We start from the raw sequence: 16,163 nt of genomic DNA, 5'->3' as shown, positions 1-16,163 counted from the left end.
GTCAGATTTGCCGACAGAGCCCACCATGAAATTTGCCATTGCCCTTTATTCAGCAGCCCATGCGCCCTCCTCTCGCCGAGCCCTGCGCTTTGCCGAGGCGGCATTGGCGGGCGGCCACGAGATTGTCCGGTTGTTTTTCTATCAGGACGGCGTCCACAGCGCTTCGAGCAATATCGTGACACCTCAAGATGAACAAGACCTCGCGCAGCAATGGTCAACCTTCGTCAGCAACAATCAACTCGATGGCGTGGTGTGTATTGCAGCAGCCTTGCGCCGCGGTGTGCTGAATAACGACGAAGCTGCGCGATATCAACGCCCGGCGGTCAATTTGCAAGCGCCGTGGGAATTGTCTGGTCTGGGACAGTTGCATGATGCAATTCAATCGGCCGATCGACTGATCTGCTTCGGAGGGCCTTGAGATGCCTAAGTCGCTTTTGATTATTAGCCGTCAGTCTCCCTGGTCCGGCATCAACGCGAAAGAAGCACTGGATATCGTGCTGGCAGGCGGTGCGTTCGATTTGCCGATCGGTCTGCTGTTTATGGATGACGGTGTATTTCAGCTTGTACCCGAGCAGAAAGCCGCCGCCGTCCAGCAAAAAAACCTGACGGCCAATCTGCAAGCTTTGTCCCTGTTCGGCGTTGAGGACCTGTTCGCTTGCGGCCACAGTTTGTCCGTACGCGGCATCTCGCCTGCCGGGCTTGCAGTTGATGACGTCGAGCCGCTGTCGGCAGAAGACATACGCACACTTATTGACCGTTATGACCAAGTGATAACTCTCTGATGTCGACCTTACACGTTCTGAGTCACTCGCCCTTTTCAGACACGCGCCTGGATAGCTGCTTACGCATTCTGGGGCGCGGTGATGCCTTGCTACTCTGTGGCGATGCGGTCTATGCCCTGCAGCAGCAGAGCAGCACACTTGAAGACAAGACTGTCTTTGCCCTCGAAGAAGATCTGCAGGCACGCAATATCGAGTGCCCGCAGTGGGCGGTAGCGATTGACTACCCGGCCTTCGTCGATCTGTCTATTCAGTATGACAAGGTCAACAGCTGGCTATGAATGTGCTCACCCTCGATGGTAAAAACATCCCGCTGGATAAAGACGGTTATCTGCTCGACCTCAACGATTGGTCGGCAGACGTCGCTCAGGCACTGGCCGCACAGGCGGGTATTGAGCTCAGCCCCGAGCACTGGGAAATTCTTCAACTGCTGCGCGACTTTTATCAGGAGTTCCAGCTGTCTCCCGCTACCCGGCCGCTGATCAAATACACTGCACTCAAGCTGGGGACAGATAAAGGCAACAGCCTGCATCTCAATCGCCTGTTCAATGGCACTCCTGCCAAACTCGCCGCCAAGCTGGCGGGCCTGCCAAAGCCGACCAATTGTCTATGAACATCCCTGCACCGCTGACCCTGGAAACACCCGCCGAGCACCCTTTTGCACAATTTGTCCGGATTCTGGGTAAAGGCAAGCGCGGCGCCCGCAACCTGACCCGCGAAGAAGCCCGCGAAGCGATGGGCATGCTGCTGGATGAGAAGGCCGAGGACACGCAACTGGGCGCCTTCCTGATGTTGCTGCGGCACAAGGAAGAAAGCCCTGAAGAACTGGCCGGTTTCACCGAAGCGGTGCGCGAGCGCCTGACAGCCCCCGGGATCCACGTCGATCTTGACTGGCCAACGTATGCGGGCAAGAAACGCCATTTACCCTGGTATTTGCTGGCAGCCAAATGCCTGTCGCAAAACGGCATACGCATCTTTATGCATGGCGGCGGCGCCCATACGGCAGGCCGTCTATACAGCGAACAGCTGCTGGATGAACTGGCCATACCACTGTGTCGCAACTGGCAAAGCGTTGAAGTCGCCCTGGACCAGGGCAATCTGGCATTTATGCCGCTGCAGGACTGGGCGCCACAGTTGCAACGCATGATCGATCTGCGCAATACCCTGGGCTTGCGCTCGCCAATTCACTCGCTGGCACGCATTCTCAACCCCCTGGGTGCACGTTGCGGCCTGCAGAGCATTTTCCATCCGGGCTATCAAAGTGTGCATCGCGACGCCAGCGGCTTGCTGGGAGACACCAGCATCGTGGTCAAGGGCGATGGCGGCGAAATCGAAGTCAACCCTGACAGCCTGAGCCACCTGTACGGCACCACCCAAGGTGTGAGCTGGGACGAAGAATGGCCGGCGTTGTCTACGCAGCGCCACGTCAAACCGGCAACCCTGGAGCCACAACACCTCAAGGCGTTATGGCGTGGAGAGGTCGAGGACAGCTATCCGCAGCTGGCGTTGCTATCGACCATGGCCCTGGCCTTGCGCGGGCTGGGTACGCCCCGCGAGCAAGCCTTCGAACTGGCTCAGCGCTACTGGGACAACCGCAACAAATCGATTTAATCGATACTTGGCGCCCATGTTTTGCGCTTTTTGTTCGAACTCAGCCCTTTAGACTGAACTCCAATGCAAAATAGCCAAGGAGCCTCACATGGGCCTGTTGATCGAAGGGCACTGGCATGACCAGTGGTACGAAAGCAGCAAGGACGGGGCGTTTCAGCGCGAGCAGGCCCAGCGCCGCAACTGGGTGACCCGGGACGGCTCGCCTGGCCCGACGGGCAACGGTGGCTTTGCGGCCCAGGCGGGCCGCTACCACCTGTACGTCTCTCTGGCCTGCCCCTGGGCCCACCGCACCCTGATCACCCGCCAACTCAAAGGCCTGGAGTCGCTGATAGACGTGTCAGTGGTCAGCTGGTTGATGCTGGAAAACGGCTGGACCTTTGACAAGGCATTTGGCTCCAGTGGTGACGCTCTCGACCACCTGGATTTTTTGTATCAGCGCTACATTCTGGACACACCCGATTACACCGGCCGCGTCACCGTCCCCTTGCTCTGGGACAAACAGCAACAATGTATCGTCAGCAACGAATCGGCCGACATCATTCGCATGTTTAACACTGCATTTGACGACCTGACGGGCAACCCTCTGGACTTATATCCGCCGTCGCTGGCCACCCAGGTCGATAACTGGAATGAAAGGATTTACCCGGCCATAAACAACGGCGTATACCGGGCCGGATTTGCCACTTCCCAATCGGCTTACGAACAGGCATTCGATGAGATTTTCCGCGAGCTCGAACACCTGGAAACCCATCTGACAGACCATCGCTATCTGGCCGGTGAGTATTTAACTGAGGCAGACGTACGCCTGTTTACCTCACTGATTCGATTTGATGCGGTGTATTACAGCCACTTCAAGTGCAATGAACGACGTATTGCCGATTATCCGAATTTGTCCAACTGGCTGCGTGAGCTATACCAGTGGCCTGGCATTGCGCAAACCGTGGATTTCACCCACATCAAGGGACACTATTACGCCAGTCACCGCACAATCAATCCCACAGGTATTATCCCGAAAGGCCCGGCGCTGGACTTCACCCGCCCCCATGACCGCAACCGCCTTACAGGCAAGGGCATCCAGCAACGCTAATACCTGCAAATGTGCTGGCCGCACAGGCTTGCGGCCAGTAGCATCGCGCGCACTGTTTACGAGACTGCCCCATGCTTATTCCATACGACCAGCTTGAACCTGACACCCTCACCCGTCTGATTGAAGACTTCGTCAGCCGTGAAGGAACCGACAATGGTGATGACACGCCGCAGGAAACACGTGTGCTGCGAGTCCGCCATGCCCTGAGCAAAGGCCAGGCCGTTATCTTCTTTGACCTTGAGAGCCAGCAGTGTCAGCTGATGCCCAAGCATGCCGTGCCAAAAGAGTTCTTTGATTAAGCACAACTGCCCCCCTGATCAAGGACTGGAGAAGCGCGGCCCCAACAAAATAATGGTCGCGCCTATTACACACAGCCCTAGCCCCAGCCAGTCTGAACCCAGCGGCCGAATGCGCTCCACCACTGCCAGCCAGGCAATGGACGTCACGATGTAGATCCCGCCATAGGCCGCATAGGCCCGCCCGGCATAGACCGCCTCGACCTTGGTCAAGAGCAGGGCAAACACCACCAGGCTCAGAACTGCCGGCACCACCCACCAGGCACTCTTGCCCTGGCGCAACCACATCCAGAACCCATAGCAGCCAGCAATCTCAAACAAGGCCGCGAAAAAAAACCAAACGTAGTTAAGCATGCGAGAACTCTCCAAATGCGCAGCGCGCAACCCTACGCGTCAGCCCGTGGCCGATCAAGGCTGGAGGGGTTTGGGTGGGGATTAATAAAAGTTGAATTTTCCGCCGGCATCACCAGTCGGACTTTATAAGCACTGCCTATCCTCGTTCGTCAAACAGTGCCCTGAAGAACCTGCAAATTGGCAGAAAACATCAATAAGGAAATGATCATGACCACAATTCTACTCATCATCCTGATTCTGCTGTTAGTAGGCGGATTGCCTGTATTCCCGCACTCGAAAAGCTGGGGCTACGGGCCGTCAGGCATCATCGGCGTGGTTCTGGTTGTACTGTTGATTTTGCTGTTACTCGGCAAGATCTAGAACACACCCAGAGCACAACCCGCGCGCAATAAAAAAGAGGCCCTGAGGCCTCTTTTTTATTGCGCGGTTACTTACTTCGGATCTTCTACACCCGCAGTGTTATCCATCAAGCTTTTGGTGGCTGTTTGCAGGAAGGATTCGAGTTTCTTTTTAAGCTCGGCCTCATCCGGCGAATCGGTAACCACCTTGGCTTCAGGATTGGCGCCCAGCTTGTACTGCCAAACCTTGGCCGGCATATCCTTGGGCTGAACCAGCAAGTGGTCGCCGCTGATGACTGCCACTGTCTGGTCACTGCCGGACGGCTTGATCACGCCTGTACCCTTGTCGCCTTCAGGCAGGGTGAGCAGGTCACGGCCCCAGCATTGCTGACGGAACTCGCCACCCAGACGCCCCATGATGGTCGGCACGATATCAACCTGTGTCCCCACGGTGTCATTGCGCGCGCCAAATTTTTCCTGGATGCCAGGCCCGATCAACAGCAATGGAACGTTAAAGCGTCCCAGGTCCATCTCGGAAATTTGCTGCTCGTTACCGAAGCCGTGGTCACCCACCACCACAAACAGGGTTTCCTTGAAATACGGTTCTTTACGCGCTTTTTCGAAGAACTGACCCAATGCCCAGTCCGAGTAACGCATGGCCGTCAAATGCTCATTGAGCGATCCACGGTCAGTGACCGGTTCAACCGGCAACGGGGTCGGCAGTGCATACGGCGTGTGGTTGGACAGGGTCTGCAGCAAGGCATAGAACGGTTCTTTGCCTTCGCGCTTCTTCAGCTCTTCCAGACCACGGTTGAACATGTCCTGATCGGACACGCCCCACGTAGGATCGGAGAACACCGGATCAACGTAATCGTTACGACCAACGAAAGTGGTCATCCCCTGATTGCTGAAGAAACCCGACTGGTTGTCCCAGGCAAAATCACCGTTGTAGACATAGACGTCGTCAAACTTGCGTGCACTGAGCAGTTCCGGCAGACCGGACAGCTTGTGGCTGCCTTCCGGGGTTTGCATCAGGTATTCAAAACCCGGCAGGTTCGGGAAACAGGCCATGGTTGCGAACATACCCTGGTGGGTATGGGTACCGTTGGAGAAGAAGCGCTCAAACAACAGGCCTTCTTTCGACAGGTTGTCAAAATACGGCGTGACATTGCCCGGACGACCCAGCGCACCCACCGAGTGACCGGCGAAGCTTTCCATCAGGATCACGACAACGTTCTTGATCGGCAGGGTTTTTTCCGCAGGTGGCGTGGTATCGCGGCGTACAGGCGCAGTGTCCGGATCGACCAGCTTGTCGTTCTCGGTCAGCAGCATATCGCGCACTGTCTGTTGGGCTACCGGATCTTCCAGGGTGGCCTTCCAGATATTGCTGCGCTCGTCGGAAAAGCGGCTTTTGGCAGCGGCAATCAGCGACAGGGAGCCGTTAAGACCCAGCTGGTTAGCGAAGTTGGAGTCTGTTGTGTAGGCATCGCCCCAACGTAGAGGAGGACCCTGGCGCAAGGTGCCGCGAGCAGCAACCACACACACCAGCAGTACCACCACAAACACCGCGACACGGCCATACCACGGCGCCACGGCGCGGGCGGTACCGGCAACGGCTGCGGTGGTCCGCGAACGGGTCATGCGATCGGCGCCACGAAATGCGAAGTACAGAATCAGCGTACCAACGGCCCAGGCCAACAAGTAGCGCACCACCGGGAAACCGTACCAGAGCATGCTCATGACGGTTTTAGGGTCTTCCTTGACGTACTGGAAAACCAGACCGTTAAGGCGCTGGTGGAACTCGCGGTAGAAGTCCATCTCCATCAGGCCCAAAAACAGCGCCAGGCTGCAAGCAGCTGTCAGCCACAAGCGCATCACTGCGCGCATGGTCATGGCTTTGACACTGAGAATCGCCAACAGTAGAGGAATGCTGAGATACACCACAATTCGCAGGTCAAATCGCAGACCGTTGGCGAATGCTTCGAGGAAGGTCGAAGCCGGGGTATCGAGGATCATTTCCCGGTTATAAACCAGCAGAGCAACCCGTAGCAGGGTGAACATCAGCATCATGATCAAGGCACACAGCAGCGTAAACGCCAGATGCGATTTGACCGTCGGTTGCAACACACGCGTAGCAGCGTGCTGTTGTTTTGGGGCGTCCGGGTTTGCCATGTCGTTTAAGAACCCATTTGTTCAAGTTGAAAAAGTAGTCAAGCCGAAATTTTGCTGGCGGATTGTCTTGAATAGATCGTGAAAATTCCGTGTAGAGCACATTTTGAAACATAAGAAAGGGCCTTTCGGCCCCTCTCGCTCAAGGTTCTGCTGGCATTGCAGTGTGCTAGCGATGCAACCCACAACCAAACATCAACAGATCCCGGAAGATACCCGATCATTACCCGGCATGTTCACTGCCTGTAAAACATAGGCGGCAAAACGAAAGCTCATACATGGACTTCAGGCATGCCTGAAAGAAGTTTTCGCAGAACATCAGGTCACCCGGACCGAGAAGATCGGTGAAGCCCGGAATGATCGCATCGGATTTTGCTTTGGTTTTGGGCAACAGACGGTCACCCGCCCATGATCGACAGACAAACCCGGCGGCGCTATTGCTGCACACCCGTTCAACTGCCCAACAAAGACGCGCATTCTACTTCGGGGAGGGTGTCAGGTCGAACCCTGACGCAGACAAACTCAGCGGACCGCCACGACAAACCCGTCGCAGCCCGCTGATCATGGCTCAAACTCGGACATTGCCCCGTGGCCCGGCGATGGCCCAAATGATCAGGCCCAGCACCGGCAGGAAGATAATCAGCAATACCCAGATGATTTTCGCCCCGGTTCCTGCACCGCTTTTGATCACATTGATGATGGCCCAAATATCCAGAGCCAGAATAATCAGGCCAATCAGACCGTTGAACGTGGACCCCATGATGACGCTCCTGAGTGAGTAACTGTTCACATAGGATAGTCAGCTGTGGCCAGGGTTCCGGTTTTTATTGCATGGACCGGGCCTGTCAGACGTGAACCGCTACTTTCAAGGCTTCCAGCGAAGGTGCAGCACTGATCCCGGCTTCGGCGCACAGCTCCAGAACGCGAGGCACGTCATTGCCGAAAACCAGCACCACCTGAATCTCGTCATCCAGCGGCTGGCTCAGGTTCATCAGCACGTATCCGCCCTTCTCCGGATTCATGCTCCCCATCTGGATCTGAATGCGGTTGAGGGCCGTCAGCGCCTCTGTTTTAGCCAGTTGCTTGGGTTTGATGTTGAATGCGACACCCGGACCAAACGACGCCACGATCTGTGCAAACAGCTCCATATAGGTATCGGCCTGAAACAGGACGGTGTCTGGCAGGCTCCCGATCACGACCCACTCACCCAGGGCAATCGGGAAGCTGTCGTCGTAGTTGATATCCGGGTTGGCTGCCAGAAATGCCACCGGGTCTGCGTAAGCCTGGGCGGCTTCTGTGGCGATGGTGGCGATATCGTCGTCGTCCATGCACCCGGAGCTGATTTTGCTGATGAGTTCAACGAGAGTGGTTTTCATGGGCGAGGCCTGTCACGAGGAAAATTGAGGGCGCGCAGGATATATCAAATGCGCCCCCCGGGGTCCGAAATCAACCCGCCAGTTTCTCGAGCTGAGCCACGGCATCTGTGGCGCCCATGGTTTTGGCGGCATCCAGTGCAGTAATGCCATTGGCATCCTTGGCCTGCGGATCAGCCCCTTTGCTGATCAGGTAGTCGATGATAGCGACGCGATTGAACATCGCAGCCATCATCAGCGCAGTACGGCCATCGAACGAAGCGCCTTCAACCTGAGCGCCCCCCTCCACCAACGCTTTGACCATCTCCAGGTCGCCTTTGAATGCTGCGCCTGCAATCGGGCTCTGACCGTTATCGTTGCGGATCTCGGGATCGGCTTTATGCTCGAGCAGAACCTTCACCGCTTCAACGTGCCCGTGATAGCTGGCGAGCATCAACAGGGTATCGCCCTTGTGATTGCGCAGATTGGGCGGCAAGCCCTTGCTCAGCAAGGCCGCCAGCATCGCCGCATCACCTTCGCGCGCCTTGTTGAACACCTGCTCGGCAAACTCCGCAGCCTCTTCCGGGGTCATCTGCCGATTTTGATCTGCTGGCTTGTCGTCTGACATATGAAGCTCCACGTTCGTTACAAAGAAATCCAGTTTCCTGAGACCGGCCCTGCGTGTCATCCCTTTTTTGCTCAAGTGCGCCATAGCGACAATCAATCGACTGGAATAATTCCATCCAACGGGAAAATAACCCAGACAAAATGGGCAAAATGCAGGATGCACGATGGCCAGTCATGCAGATTGCACGACGGCCAGCTCAGCCTGAAATTACAAGCCATTGATTTATAAGGATATTTTAAAAAATAAATAGTGGCACAATCACTGCAATACCTACTCCATGCAAGCCAGTCATGAGCCAATGGAGCTGAATCACATGAGCCTGATCCAAGAAAAATTCGCATCGTTGTTCTCTAACCACAGCGTTACTGTCAAACCCCGCCCGGATGGCGGCGTGTTGTTGACCCTGTGCGACAGCGATGGCAAACAGACACAACGCTCAATTTCCTATGCGCAATTGCACACCGCAGAACAACTGACCTGGGTGATCAGCGCGATTCGCCGCGACCTGGCCGGCACAGCCAGTGAACTGCCGACGATTTCGATGCTGCAAAGCCAGCACCGTTTTGCCCTGCCGACCTACCACTCCCGGTAATAACGCGGCATAAACCCGAAATACTAAAAAGCCAGCAGCCGCTATCAACGCGGCTGCTGGCTTTTGTCCATCTGGGTCGACTTTGCCCAAGCTCCTTGGGCAGCGCGCCCTTAGTCTTCGAAACCCGGGAAGCGGCCGGCAATGTCCTGGCCGGTGTAACTCATCACCAGGGCTTCAGGATTGCTGAACAGGCGGATGGCAACAAAATGCGGATGCTCGCCCATGTCAAACCAGTGCGCAGTGCCCGCAGGGACTGAGATCAGGTCATTTTTCTCGCACAGTACCGCGTAAACATAATCCCCCATATGCAAGCTGAACAGCCCGCGCCCTGCCACCAGGAAACGCACTTCATCTTCCCCGTAGTGATGCTCGTCCAGAAACCTGGCGCGCAACTCGGCTTTTTGCGGGTGATCTCGATCGAGGCTGATCACATCAACCGCGATATAACCGCCCTCGGTCATCAAGTGGTCAATCTGCTCACGGTTGGCATCGATTACTTCTTCCTGGCTGGCACCCGGCCGGATCGGCGCGCACGCCTGCCAGCGATCAAAGTGCACACCCTGCTCGGCCAGAGTCGCAGCGATGTCTTCAAGGTGGGTCAGCACCTTGTTCGGCATTTCAGGGCTTGATACGTGATAAACGGACAGACTGCTCATTGGACGTGGTTCCTCGGCGTAGGCATGCCCTTACGGCTATTACAGGCCGCTCAGGCATCCTTTCAAATCAGGCTGCAAATTTACGGCGAAGTCAGGGTTGTGCCCTGTCCTCTTGCAGTCGAGTGGCAATGATAACGGCTGCCGCCAACGCTGCGACGCTTGCCATACTAAAGGTGATAGTCGGGCCCAGCGTGTTCCAGCTGTACCCGGCGTACAACGCACCGACCGCGCCGCCAATGCCGGCCAGGGTGGCATACAGCGCCTGCCCTTGCCCCTGCTGGCCCGGACCGAAGCTGCGCTGCACGAACGTCATGGCAGAGGCATGAAAACTGCCGAAGGTGGCGGCGTGCAGCAATTGCGCCAGCAGCAACAGCCACAGGTACTCGGCAACAGACCCCAACAGCAGCCAGCGCAATGCAGCCAACAGAAAGCTGAACATTAATACCCGGCGCACCGAAAATCTTTGCAGGATGCGGCGCATGGCCAAAAACATCAGCACTTCTGCCACCACCCCCAACGCCCACAGCAAGCCGATCACACCCCGGCTATAGCCGAGGGCTTCAAGGTGCAGGGTGAGAAAGGTGTAGTACGGTCCGTGGCTCATCTGCATCAACGCGACACAGACGTAAAACGCGATCACCCCGGGGCTGCACAGCTGCTGCAAAAAGCCCCCTTCCAGCGGCTCTCGCCCCTGATATGAGGGCTGGGCGTTTGGCACCCACAGACTGAACAGGACAATCCCGGCCATGACCAGGATCAGCGCAGCCGGATAGATGTCCAGGCTCAACCATTCAAACAAACGCCCCAGAAGAACGACGGCGAGGATAAAACCAATGGATCCCCACAACCGGATCTGGCTGTAGCGCTCCGGCTGCTCGCGCAAATGGGCGAAGGTGATGACTTCAAACTGTGGCAGCACGGCGTGCCAGAAGAACGCGTGCAATGCCATGACCAGCGCCAGCCAGGCGTAACTCTTGCCGAAGAAGATCAAGCTGAAGCTGAGCAGCGTACAGAGCGCCCCCAGTCGCACGATCAACAGGCGCTTGCCGGTGTAATCCCCCAGCCAGCCCCACAGATTGGGGGCTATGCAGCGCATCAGCATCGGAATGGCCACCAGCTCGCCTATTCGCGCGCTGGAGAACCCGAGATGATGAAAGTACAGCGCCAGAAAAGGCGCTGTTGCACCGAGCAAAGCGAAGTAAAAAAGATAGAACCCCGACAATCGCCAGTAAGGAAGTGGCGCCACCGTCGTCAGACCATGGCGCTCAACAGTCCTTGCATTACAACTGGCCCAGCACAGGCGTGCTGACGCTCACATCGGCATTCTGCCCGCGATGGCGCAGCAGGTGGTCCATCAATACGATTGCCATCATCGCCTCGGCAATCGGCGTGGCACGGATGCCCACGCACGGGTCATGGCGGCCCTTGGTGATAACGTCCACCGGGTTACCGTCAACATCAATCGAGCGACCCGGGGTGGTGATGCTGGATGTCGGCTTGAGCGCCAGATGCGCAACAATCGGCTGACCGCTGGAAATACCGCCCAGAATGCCGCCCGCGTTGTTGCTGAGGAAACCCTGGGGCGTCATCTCGTCGCGATGCTCGGTGCCGCGCTGGGCAACACTGGCAAAACCCGCACCGATTTCAATGCCCTTGACTGCGTTGATGCTCATCAGCGCATGGGCCAGTTCTGCATCCAGACGGTCGAAAATCGGTTCGCCCAGGCCCGGAATGACCCCTTCGGCCACGACGGTAATTTTCGCCCCGACGGAATCCTGATCGCGACGCAGCTGGTCCATGTAGGCCTCGAGCTCGGGCACTTTGTCCGGGTCGGGGCTGAAGAATGCGTTTTCTTCGACCGAATCCCAGGTTTTGAACGGGATTTCAATCGGGCCCAGCTGGCTCATGTAGCCACGGATCACAATGCCCTGGGTCGCCAGGTACTTTTTGGCAATCGCACCCGCCGCCACGCGCATGGCGGTTTCACGGGCCGAGCTGCGGCCGCCGCCGCGGTAATCACGTTCACCGTATTTGTGGTGATAGGTGTAGTCCGCGTGGGACGGGCGGAACAGATCCTTGATCGCCGAGTAGTCCTTGGACTTCTGGTCGGTATTGCGGATCAGCAGGCCGATGGCGCAACCGGTAGTGCGGCCTTCAAAAACACCGGAGAGAATTTCGACTTCGTCGGCCTCCTGGCGCTGGGTGGTATGACGGCTGGTGCCAGGCTTGCGTCGATCCAGATCGTGCTGCAAGTCTTCAATGGACAGCTCGAGCCCGGGCGGGCAGCCATCAACAATGGCGACCAACGCCGGGCCATGGCTTTCGCCAGCGGTGGTGACAGTGAACAGCTTGCCGAAGGTATTGCCGGACATGCAGGGCGCTCCGCGAAAATCAGCCGATTGAATTCAGCCTCGATAACTATGCGCGCCAGTATACGCAGGCTGCCCTTGTAGTTCATCCTCGAACCTTACTCATCCGGGTTTGTCCAACCGGCACATTAGACAATGATGGCGTGATGATGCTGCGAATACTTTTTTTAGCCCTGACCCTGTTTGGCACCCAGGCCCTGGCGGCCCCCCCTTCTAATGTGTTGCTGCGGCCCATCGAGCTGGACACCGGCTCCGGCACGCTTTATGGCTCGCTGGTGCTGCCAAAGAGCGATAAACCCGTGCCCGTGGTACTGATCATTGCCGGCTCCGGCCCCACCGACCGCGATGGCAACAACACCATTGGCGGACGCAACGACAGCCTGAAAAAGCTGGCATGGCGCCTTGCCCAGAGCAATATCGCCAGCGTGCGTTTCGACAAGCGCGGGATTGCCCAAAGCCAGCCCGCCGGGCCTGACGAAAGTAAACTGAGCCTGGACCAATACGTTACCGATGCCGTGGCCTGGGGCGAGAAGCTCAAAAGTGACCCGCGCTTCGGCAAGGTGTTTGTCCTGGGCCATAGCGAAGGTGCGCTGATCGCCAGCCTGGCCGCGCCGCGCATAGGCGCCGCCGGGGTAATTTCGATTGCCGGCACGGGACGCCCGGTCGGCCAGTTGTTGCGCGAGCAGCTACAGCGCAATCACCTGCCACCGGCCATGCTCAAGCGCAGCTTCGAGCTGATCAGCACCCTCGAAGCCGGGCGCACCGATGACAATGTGCCCGCCGACCTTGAAGTGATTTTCCGTCCAAGTGTGCAGCCGTACATGATCAGCCTGCTGCGCTATAACCCGGCTACCGCTTTTGCCGCACTGAAGATGCCGGCCCTGATCATCCAGGGCACCCACGACATCCAGGTCGAGGTCAAGGATGCACGCCTGCTCAAGGCGGCCAAGCCGGATGCCGTGCTGACCCTGATCAACGGCATGAACCACGTGATGCGCATAGTGCCGATGGACATGAAACGCCAGATCCAGTCCTACAACGACCCCAATCAGCGGGTGGCGGGAGAACTTGGTGATCGAACTGTGCGCTTCATCACTAAAGTGAATGCCGCCCAGCCCTCCAGTCCTGGCACTAACGGCCGATAAGCCAGTGTCGACCGCCCAAATCAGGTCGACATACCGGGCTTGCACAGGACTCTGCCGTTATGAGCGACACCCCATCACAACCCGCCGGCCCTGAAGAGCCGGCAACGCCCGAGACGCCTGTGCGGCCTTGGGCAGATGTGCACCCCGAGCATTTCAAAATGCTGCGCCTGGCCCCCCTGCAGACTGACCGCAGCACCGGCGCGCGGCCTTTGCGCTTTGTGCAGTTCGGCTATGCCGAGCGCAACAACAAAGACCTCAGCCTGTTGCGGCTGGAGATCCTGCTGCCCGGGCAAAAGGTACGCAAAGAACAGAACCAGCTTGAGGTGTGGGTCGACCATGCCACCCAGCGGGTGAGCATCAGCCCCGAGCGCGGTTTGCTGGTTGAGCCCATGAATCGCGGCATCGGTCGTTTCCTGATGGCCCAGGGGATTGAGTGGGTACAGAAGAAATGGGCGCGTTACCATTTTGACAGCATCGACTTGCCCAGCCGCGATGCCCTCAACGAAGACACCCGCCTGCGCCGCGACCACTGCCTGCGCACCCAGGGCTTTGATGTGATCTATGAGGACGCACTGCAGCGTAAGGCGCGGATCGAGAAAGTGCAGGCCGGCGAGCTGTACAACACCTGGAACAGCGAAAAAATCCAGTTCGTGGAGATTCTCGAGGCCGCACAAATGCTTCAGCAAGCAGAACAAAATCTGCAGGCACAAGAACTGAAACTGCGGGAAAAAGAAGAACGGATCAGCAAATACCAGCGCGAAGATACCGGTTTGCGCTTCACCATCACCTGCCTGGTTGCCTTTGCAGTGTTCCAGGCAGCGCTACTGATCTGGATTGCGACTCACCGCTAAAAAACGGCAGGAGCCTGGCTTGCCAGGCGCCTGCCGATCCAGGGCTTAAACCCGCGAAGCAAACAGCGCTTGATGCTCACGGCATTGCTCGGCCGTAAGCATGAATACGCCATGCCCGCCGCGCTCAAACTCGAGCCAGGCAAAGTCGACTTCCGGATACAACGACTCGACGTGAACCTGGCTATTGCCCACCTCAACGATCAACAAACCCTTGTCGGTCAGATGATCGCCTGCCTCCGCCAGCATCCGGCGAACCAGATTCAGCCCGTCATCGCCGCACGCCAGGCCCAGCTCGGGTTCGTGCTGATACTCCGCCGGCATGTCAGCAAAATCTTCAGCGTCGACATAGGGCGGGTTTGACACGATCAAATCGAAGCGCTGCCCCGGCAGACCATCAAAGCCATCGCCCTGAACCGTGTATACCCGCTCATCAACGCCATGGCGTTCAATGTTCTGGTTGGCCACTTCGAGTGCTTCGTAGGACAGGTCGGCCAGCACCACTTCGGCATTCTGGAACTCATACGCACAGGCGATGCCGATGCAGCCCGAGCCGGTGCACAGATCGAGGATCCGCGCCGGTTCTGCACCCAGCCACGGCTCGAAACGCTTTTCGATCAGCTCACCAATCGGCGAGCGCGGAATCAACACGCGCTCATCAACGATAAACGACATGCCGCAGAACCATGCCTCGCCCAGCAGGTAAGCCGTCGGCACGCGCTCTTCAATCCGGCGCTTGAGCAGATGCTGCAGATTAACCAGCTCATCGTCCTCGAGGCGGCAGTCGAGATAGCTGTCAGCGATTTCCCAGGGCAGGTTCAATGCCCCCAACACTAACTGTCGGGCTTCGTCCCAAGCGTTGTCGGTACCATGACCAAAGAACAGCTCTTCCCCATGAAAGTGGCTGACGGCCCAGCGAATATGGTCGCGCAGAGTGCGCAGGCGGGAAGTGATCACGGTCTTACTCCTCAAAATCGACCGATGATTCTAACAGCCAAATCCCGACAGGGTTAAGGTTGTGCCCTACGGTCAGGCAAAATGCCAAGCCGGGCGCACATAACAGCTGCGCAAAAACCCAAAATCACTCCATTTCGTACACTTGGGCACTCCGGCGCTCACCTCTGGCTGCGCTGTAGGCCAAGAACCACGTGGCTTACACGACTAGCCATTCACATAAGCGCCCGGCCAGTGGAGAATGTCGCAAAAGCCCCACTCAAAGGAGCCCCTCGAATGCCCGCTTTAAAGACGATGTTTCAACTCACTGGACGTGGTTATGCCGCTGCCAGCCTGAGCAACGCCAGCCTGCTGATCATCGATGCGCAAAATGAATACCTGAGCGGGCCTCTGGCCTTGTCCGGAATGGAAGCCGCCACCGCCAATATCGCCCTTCTGCTCGACGCGGCCCGCAAGGCCAAGCGCCCCGTGGTTCATATCCGCCATCTGGGCACGGTGGGCGGCATGTTCGACCCTCAAGGCGAGCGCGGCGCGTTCATCAAGGGCCTGGAGCCTCAAGGTGATGAGTTGATCATCGAAAAACGCATGCCCAACGCCTTCAATGACACCGGCCTGCAAAAAGCCCTGGAAAACCTGGGCTCCCTGGATGTGATTGTCTGCGGCTTCATGAGCCACTCCAGCGTCAGCACCACGGTTCGCGCCGCCAAAGACTATGGCTTGCGCTGCACCCTGGTCGAAGATGCCTGCGCCACACGCGACCTGCCTACTCCGGATGGCATTATCAGCGCCGCGCAGGTACAGAAAACCGAGATGGCAATCATGAATGACAACTTCGCCACCCTGACCCTGACCAAAAACCTGATTTGATCCCGTCCGCTCCTGATAGGCGGGCTGCTCAAGCCGCCTATCGAGACATTCCATTGCCAGCACGCTCCCCTTTTCAGCGCATCTCAGGAACAACCTGTCCATGTTCCTGTCGAAGGGC

21 protein-coding genes are annotated in these 16,163 nt (G+C 57.5%); 12 read left to right on the top strand and 9 right to left on the bottom strand.

Going from position 1 to position 16,163, the window contains the following annotated elements; all coding sequences use genetic code 11:
* Window positions 1–25: 25 nt before the first annotated feature.
* The 7 genes from tusD to JQ845_RS12305 all read left to right on the top strand — a co-directional run bounded on the left by tusD (window position 26) and on the right by JQ845_RS12305 (window position 3,776).
* Window positions 26–418 (top strand): sulfurtransferase complex subunit TusD, encoded by a 393-nt coding sequence (gene tusD / locus JQ845_RS12335; protein ID WP_003442060.1) that lies wholly within the window; start codon window positions 26–28, stop codon window positions 416–418.
* Window position 419: 1 nt separating this feature from the next.
* Window positions 420–782 (top strand): sulfurtransferase complex subunit TusC, encoded by a 363-nt coding sequence (gene tusC / locus JQ845_RS12330; RefSeq protein WP_010656406.1) that lies wholly within the window; start codon window positions 420–422, stop codon window positions 780–782.
* Window positions 782–1,060: a sulfurtransferase complex subunit TusB gene (tusB, locus tag JQ845_RS12325; protein WP_003442058.1), complete on the top strand. Its 279-nt coding sequence runs from the start codon at window positions 782–784 to the stop codon at window positions 1,058–1,060. Before tusC ends, tusB begins: the two co-directional genes overlap by 1 nt.
* On the top strand, window positions 1,057–1,392 hold the full coding sequence (locus tag JQ845_RS12320) for a TusE/DsrC/DsvC family sulfur relay protein (RefSeq protein ID WP_160628072.1): 336 nt from the start codon (window positions 1,057–1,059) through the stop codon (window positions 1,390–1,392). Before tusB ends, JQ845_RS12320 begins: the two co-directional genes overlap by 4 nt.
* Window positions 1,389–2,390 carry a glycosyl transferase family protein gene (locus JQ845_RS12315; protein ID WP_203009035.1) on the top strand — a complete coding sequence of 334 codons (1,002 nt, stop codon included), beginning with the start codon at window positions 1,389–1,391 and terminating at the stop codon, window positions 2,388–2,390. Before JQ845_RS12320 ends, JQ845_RS12315 begins: the two co-directional genes overlap by 4 nt.
* 88 nt (window positions 2,391–2,478) lie before the next feature.
* Window positions 2,479–3,477: a glutathione S-transferase family protein gene (locus tag JQ845_RS12310; protein WP_203009034.1), complete on the top strand. Its 999-nt coding sequence runs from the start codon at window positions 2,479–2,481 to the stop codon at window positions 3,475–3,477.
* A gap of 71 nt (window positions 3,478–3,548) precedes the next feature.
* Window positions 3,549–3,776 carry a YheU family protein gene (locus tag JQ845_RS12305; protein ID WP_003442050.1) on the top strand — a complete coding sequence of 76 codons (228 nt, stop codon included), beginning with the start codon at window positions 3,549–3,551 and terminating at the stop codon, window positions 3,774–3,776.
* Window positions 3,777–3,794: 18 nt separating this feature from the next.
* Here JQ845_RS12305 and JQ845_RS12300 read toward each other — a convergent pair whose 3' ends face one another.
* Window positions 3,795–4,127, bottom strand: coding sequence for a YnfA family protein (locus JQ845_RS12300; RefSeq protein WP_003442048.1), 333 nt, complete (start codon window positions 4,125–4,127; stop codon window positions 3,795–3,797).
* Window positions 4,128–4,328: 201 nt separating this feature from the next.
* Here JQ845_RS12300 and JQ845_RS12295 point away from each other — a divergent pair, with 201 nt between their 5' ends.
* Entirely contained in the window at window positions 4,329–4,487 is a 159-nt protein-coding gene (locus JQ845_RS12295; protein WP_177412975.1) for a DUF3309 family protein, read from the top strand.
* 71 nt (window positions 4,488–4,558) lie between these two features.
* Here JQ845_RS12295 and JQ845_RS12290 read toward each other — a convergent pair whose 3' ends face one another.
* The 4 genes from JQ845_RS12290 to JQ845_RS12275 form a co-directional block, all read right to left on the bottom strand.
* On the bottom strand, window positions 4,559–6,637 hold the full coding sequence (locus JQ845_RS12290) for an LTA synthase family protein (RefSeq protein ID WP_203009033.1): 2,079 nt from the start codon (window positions 6,635–6,637) through the stop codon (window positions 4,559–4,561).
* A gap of 565 nt (window positions 6,638–7,202) precedes the next feature.
* Window positions 7,203–7,394 (bottom strand): PLDc N-terminal domain-containing protein, encoded by a 192-nt coding sequence (locus tag JQ845_RS12285; RefSeq protein WP_003442042.1) that lies wholly within the window; start codon window positions 7,392–7,394, stop codon window positions 7,203–7,205.
* 85 nt (window positions 7,395–7,479) lie between these two features.
* Window positions 7,480–8,010, bottom strand: coding sequence for a hypothetical protein (locus JQ845_RS12280; RefSeq protein WP_010656408.1), 531 nt, complete (start codon window positions 8,008–8,010; stop codon window positions 7,480–7,482).
* A 70-nt stretch (window positions 8,011–8,080) separates the two neighbouring features.
* On the bottom strand, window positions 8,081–8,614 hold the full coding sequence (locus JQ845_RS12275; RefSeq protein WP_003442036.1) for an ankyrin repeat domain-containing protein: 534 nt from the start codon (window positions 8,612–8,614) through the stop codon (window positions 8,081–8,083).
* A gap of 313 nt (window positions 8,615–8,927) precedes the next feature.
* Between JQ845_RS12275 and JQ845_RS12270 the strand changes: the two genes are divergently transcribed.
* Window positions 8,928–9,206 carry a DUF3509 domain-containing protein gene (locus JQ845_RS12270; protein ID WP_003442035.1) on the top strand — a complete coding sequence of 93 codons (279 nt, stop codon included), beginning with the start codon at window positions 8,928–8,930 and terminating at the stop codon, window positions 9,204–9,206.
* Between the two features lie 110 nt (window positions 9,207–9,316).
* Here JQ845_RS12270 and JQ845_RS12265 read toward each other — a convergent pair whose 3' ends face one another.
* The 3 genes from JQ845_RS12265 to aroC all read right to left on the bottom strand — a co-directional run bounded on the left by JQ845_RS12265 (window position 9,317) and on the right by aroC (window position 12,234).
* Window positions 9,317–9,862, bottom strand: coding sequence for a 1,2-dihydroxy-3-keto-5-methylthiopentene dioxygenase (locus JQ845_RS12265; RefSeq protein WP_003442034.1), 546 nt, complete (start codon window positions 9,860–9,862; stop codon window positions 9,317–9,319).
* A 91-nt stretch (window positions 9,863–9,953) separates the two neighbouring features.
* Window positions 9,954–11,108 carry an MFS transporter gene (locus tag JQ845_RS12260; protein ID WP_202210890.1) on the bottom strand — a complete coding sequence of 385 codons (1,155 nt, stop codon included), beginning with the start codon at window positions 11,106–11,108 and terminating at the stop codon, window positions 9,954–9,956.
* A gap of 34 nt (window positions 11,109–11,142) precedes the next feature.
* Entirely contained in the window at window positions 11,143–12,234 is a 1,092-nt protein-coding gene (aroC, locus tag JQ845_RS12255) for a chorismate synthase (protein ID WP_003442032.1), read from the bottom strand.
* A gap of 143 nt (window positions 12,235–12,377) precedes the next feature.
* Between aroC and JQ845_RS12250 the strand changes: the two genes are divergently transcribed.
* Both JQ845_RS12250 and JQ845_RS12245 read left to right on the top strand, forming a co-directional pair.
* Complete coding sequence (locus tag JQ845_RS12250) at window positions 12,378–13,376, top strand: alpha/beta hydrolase (RefSeq protein WP_003442029.1); 999 nt, start codon at window positions 12,378–12,380, stop codon at window positions 13,374–13,376.
* Between the two features lie 59 nt (window positions 13,377–13,435).
* Window positions 13,436–14,227, top strand: a complete 792-nt coding sequence (locus JQ845_RS12245) for a hypothetical protein (protein WP_003442026.1) — start codon at window positions 13,436–13,438, stop codon at window positions 14,225–14,227.
* 45 nt (window positions 14,228–14,272) lie between these two features.
* Here the strand turns inward: JQ845_RS12245 and prmB are convergent, their stop codons facing one another.
* Window positions 14,273–15,181 (bottom strand): 50S ribosomal protein L3 N(5)-glutamine methyltransferase, encoded by a 909-nt coding sequence (prmB, locus tag JQ845_RS12240; RefSeq protein WP_003442023.1) that lies wholly within the window; start codon window positions 15,179–15,181, stop codon window positions 14,273–14,275.
* Between the two features lie 273 nt (window positions 15,182–15,454).
* On the opposite strand from prmB, the gene JQ845_RS12235 reads away from it, so the two are divergent.
* On the top strand, window positions 15,455–16,045 hold the full coding sequence (locus JQ845_RS12235) for a cysteine hydrolase family protein (protein WP_003442020.1): 591 nt from the start codon (window positions 15,455–15,457) through the stop codon (window positions 16,043–16,045).
* Window positions 16,046–16,163 lie beyond the last annotated feature (118 nt).

It is taken from the genome of Pseudomonas paraversuta (genome assembly GCF_904063065.1).
Classification (GTDB): Bacteria; Pseudomonadota; Gammaproteobacteria; order Pseudomonadales; family Pseudomonadaceae; genus Aquipseudomonas; species Aquipseudomonas paraversuta.
Note: the sequence above shows the minus strand (reverse complement) of the source record. Positions and strands in the feature narration are given on the sequence as shown.

Coding starts and splice junctions, on each gene's coding strand:
- tusD (WP_003442060.1), top strand. CDS start 26: ATGAAATTTGCCATTGCCCTTTATTCAGCAGCCCATGCGCCCTCCTCT.
- tusC (WP_010656406.1), top strand. CDS start 420: ATGCCTAAGTCGCTTTTGATTATTAGCCGTCAGTCTCCCTGGTCCGGC.
- tusB (WP_003442058.1), top strand. CDS start 782: ATGTCGACCTTACACGTTCTGAGTCACTCGCCCTTTTCAGACACGCGC.
- JQ845_RS12320 (WP_160628072.1), top strand. CDS start 1,057: ATGAATGTGCTCACCCTCGATGGTAAAAACATCCCGCTGGATAAAGAC.
- JQ845_RS12315 (WP_203009035.1), top strand. CDS start 1,389: ATGAACATCCCTGCACCGCTGACCCTGGAAACACCCGCCGAGCACCCT.
- JQ845_RS12310 (WP_203009034.1), top strand. CDS start 2,479: ATGGGCCTGTTGATCGAAGGGCACTGGCATGACCAGTGGTACGAAAGC.
- JQ845_RS12305 (WP_003442050.1), top strand. CDS start 3,549: ATGCTTATTCCATACGACCAGCTTGAACCTGACACCCTCACCCGTCTG.
- JQ845_RS12300 (WP_003442048.1), bottom strand. CDS start 4,127: ATGCTTAACTACGTTTGGTTTTTTTTCGCGGCCTTGTTTGAGATTGCT.
- JQ845_RS12295 (WP_177412975.1), top strand. CDS start 4,329: ATGATCATGACCACAATTCTACTCATCATCCTGATTCTGCTGTTAGTA.
- JQ845_RS12290 (WP_203009033.1), bottom strand. CDS start 6,637: ATGGCAAACCCGGACGCCCCAAAACAACAGCACGCTGCTACGCGTGTG.
- JQ845_RS12285 (WP_003442042.1), bottom strand. CDS start 7,394: ATGGGGTCCACGTTCAACGGTCTGATTGGCCTGATTATTCTGGCTCTG.
- JQ845_RS12280 (WP_010656408.1), bottom strand. CDS start 8,010: ATGAAAACCACTCTCGTTGAACTCATCAGCAAAATCAGCTCCGGGTGC.
- JQ845_RS12275 (WP_003442036.1), bottom strand. CDS start 8,614: ATGTCAGACGACAAGCCAGCAGATCAAAATCGGCAGATGACCCCGGAA.
- JQ845_RS12270 (WP_003442035.1), top strand. CDS start 8,928: ATGAGCCTGATCCAAGAAAAATTCGCATCGTTGTTCTCTAACCACAGC.
- JQ845_RS12265 (WP_003442034.1), bottom strand. CDS start 9,862: ATGAGCAGTCTGTCCGTTTATCACGTATCAAGCCCTGAAATGCCGAAC.
- aroC (WP_003442032.1), bottom strand. CDS start 12,234: ATGTCCGGCAATACCTTCGGCAAGCTGTTCACTGTCACCACCGCTGGC.
- JQ845_RS12250 (WP_003442029.1), top strand. CDS start 12,378: ATGATGCTGCGAATACTTTTTTTAGCCCTGACCCTGTTTGGCACCCAG.
- JQ845_RS12245 (WP_003442026.1), top strand. CDS start 13,436: ATGAGCGACACCCCATCACAACCCGCCGGCCCTGAAGAGCCGGCAACG.
- JQ845_RS12235 (WP_003442020.1), top strand. CDS start 15,455: ATGCCCGCTTTAAAGACGATGTTTCAACTCACTGGACGTGGTTATGCC.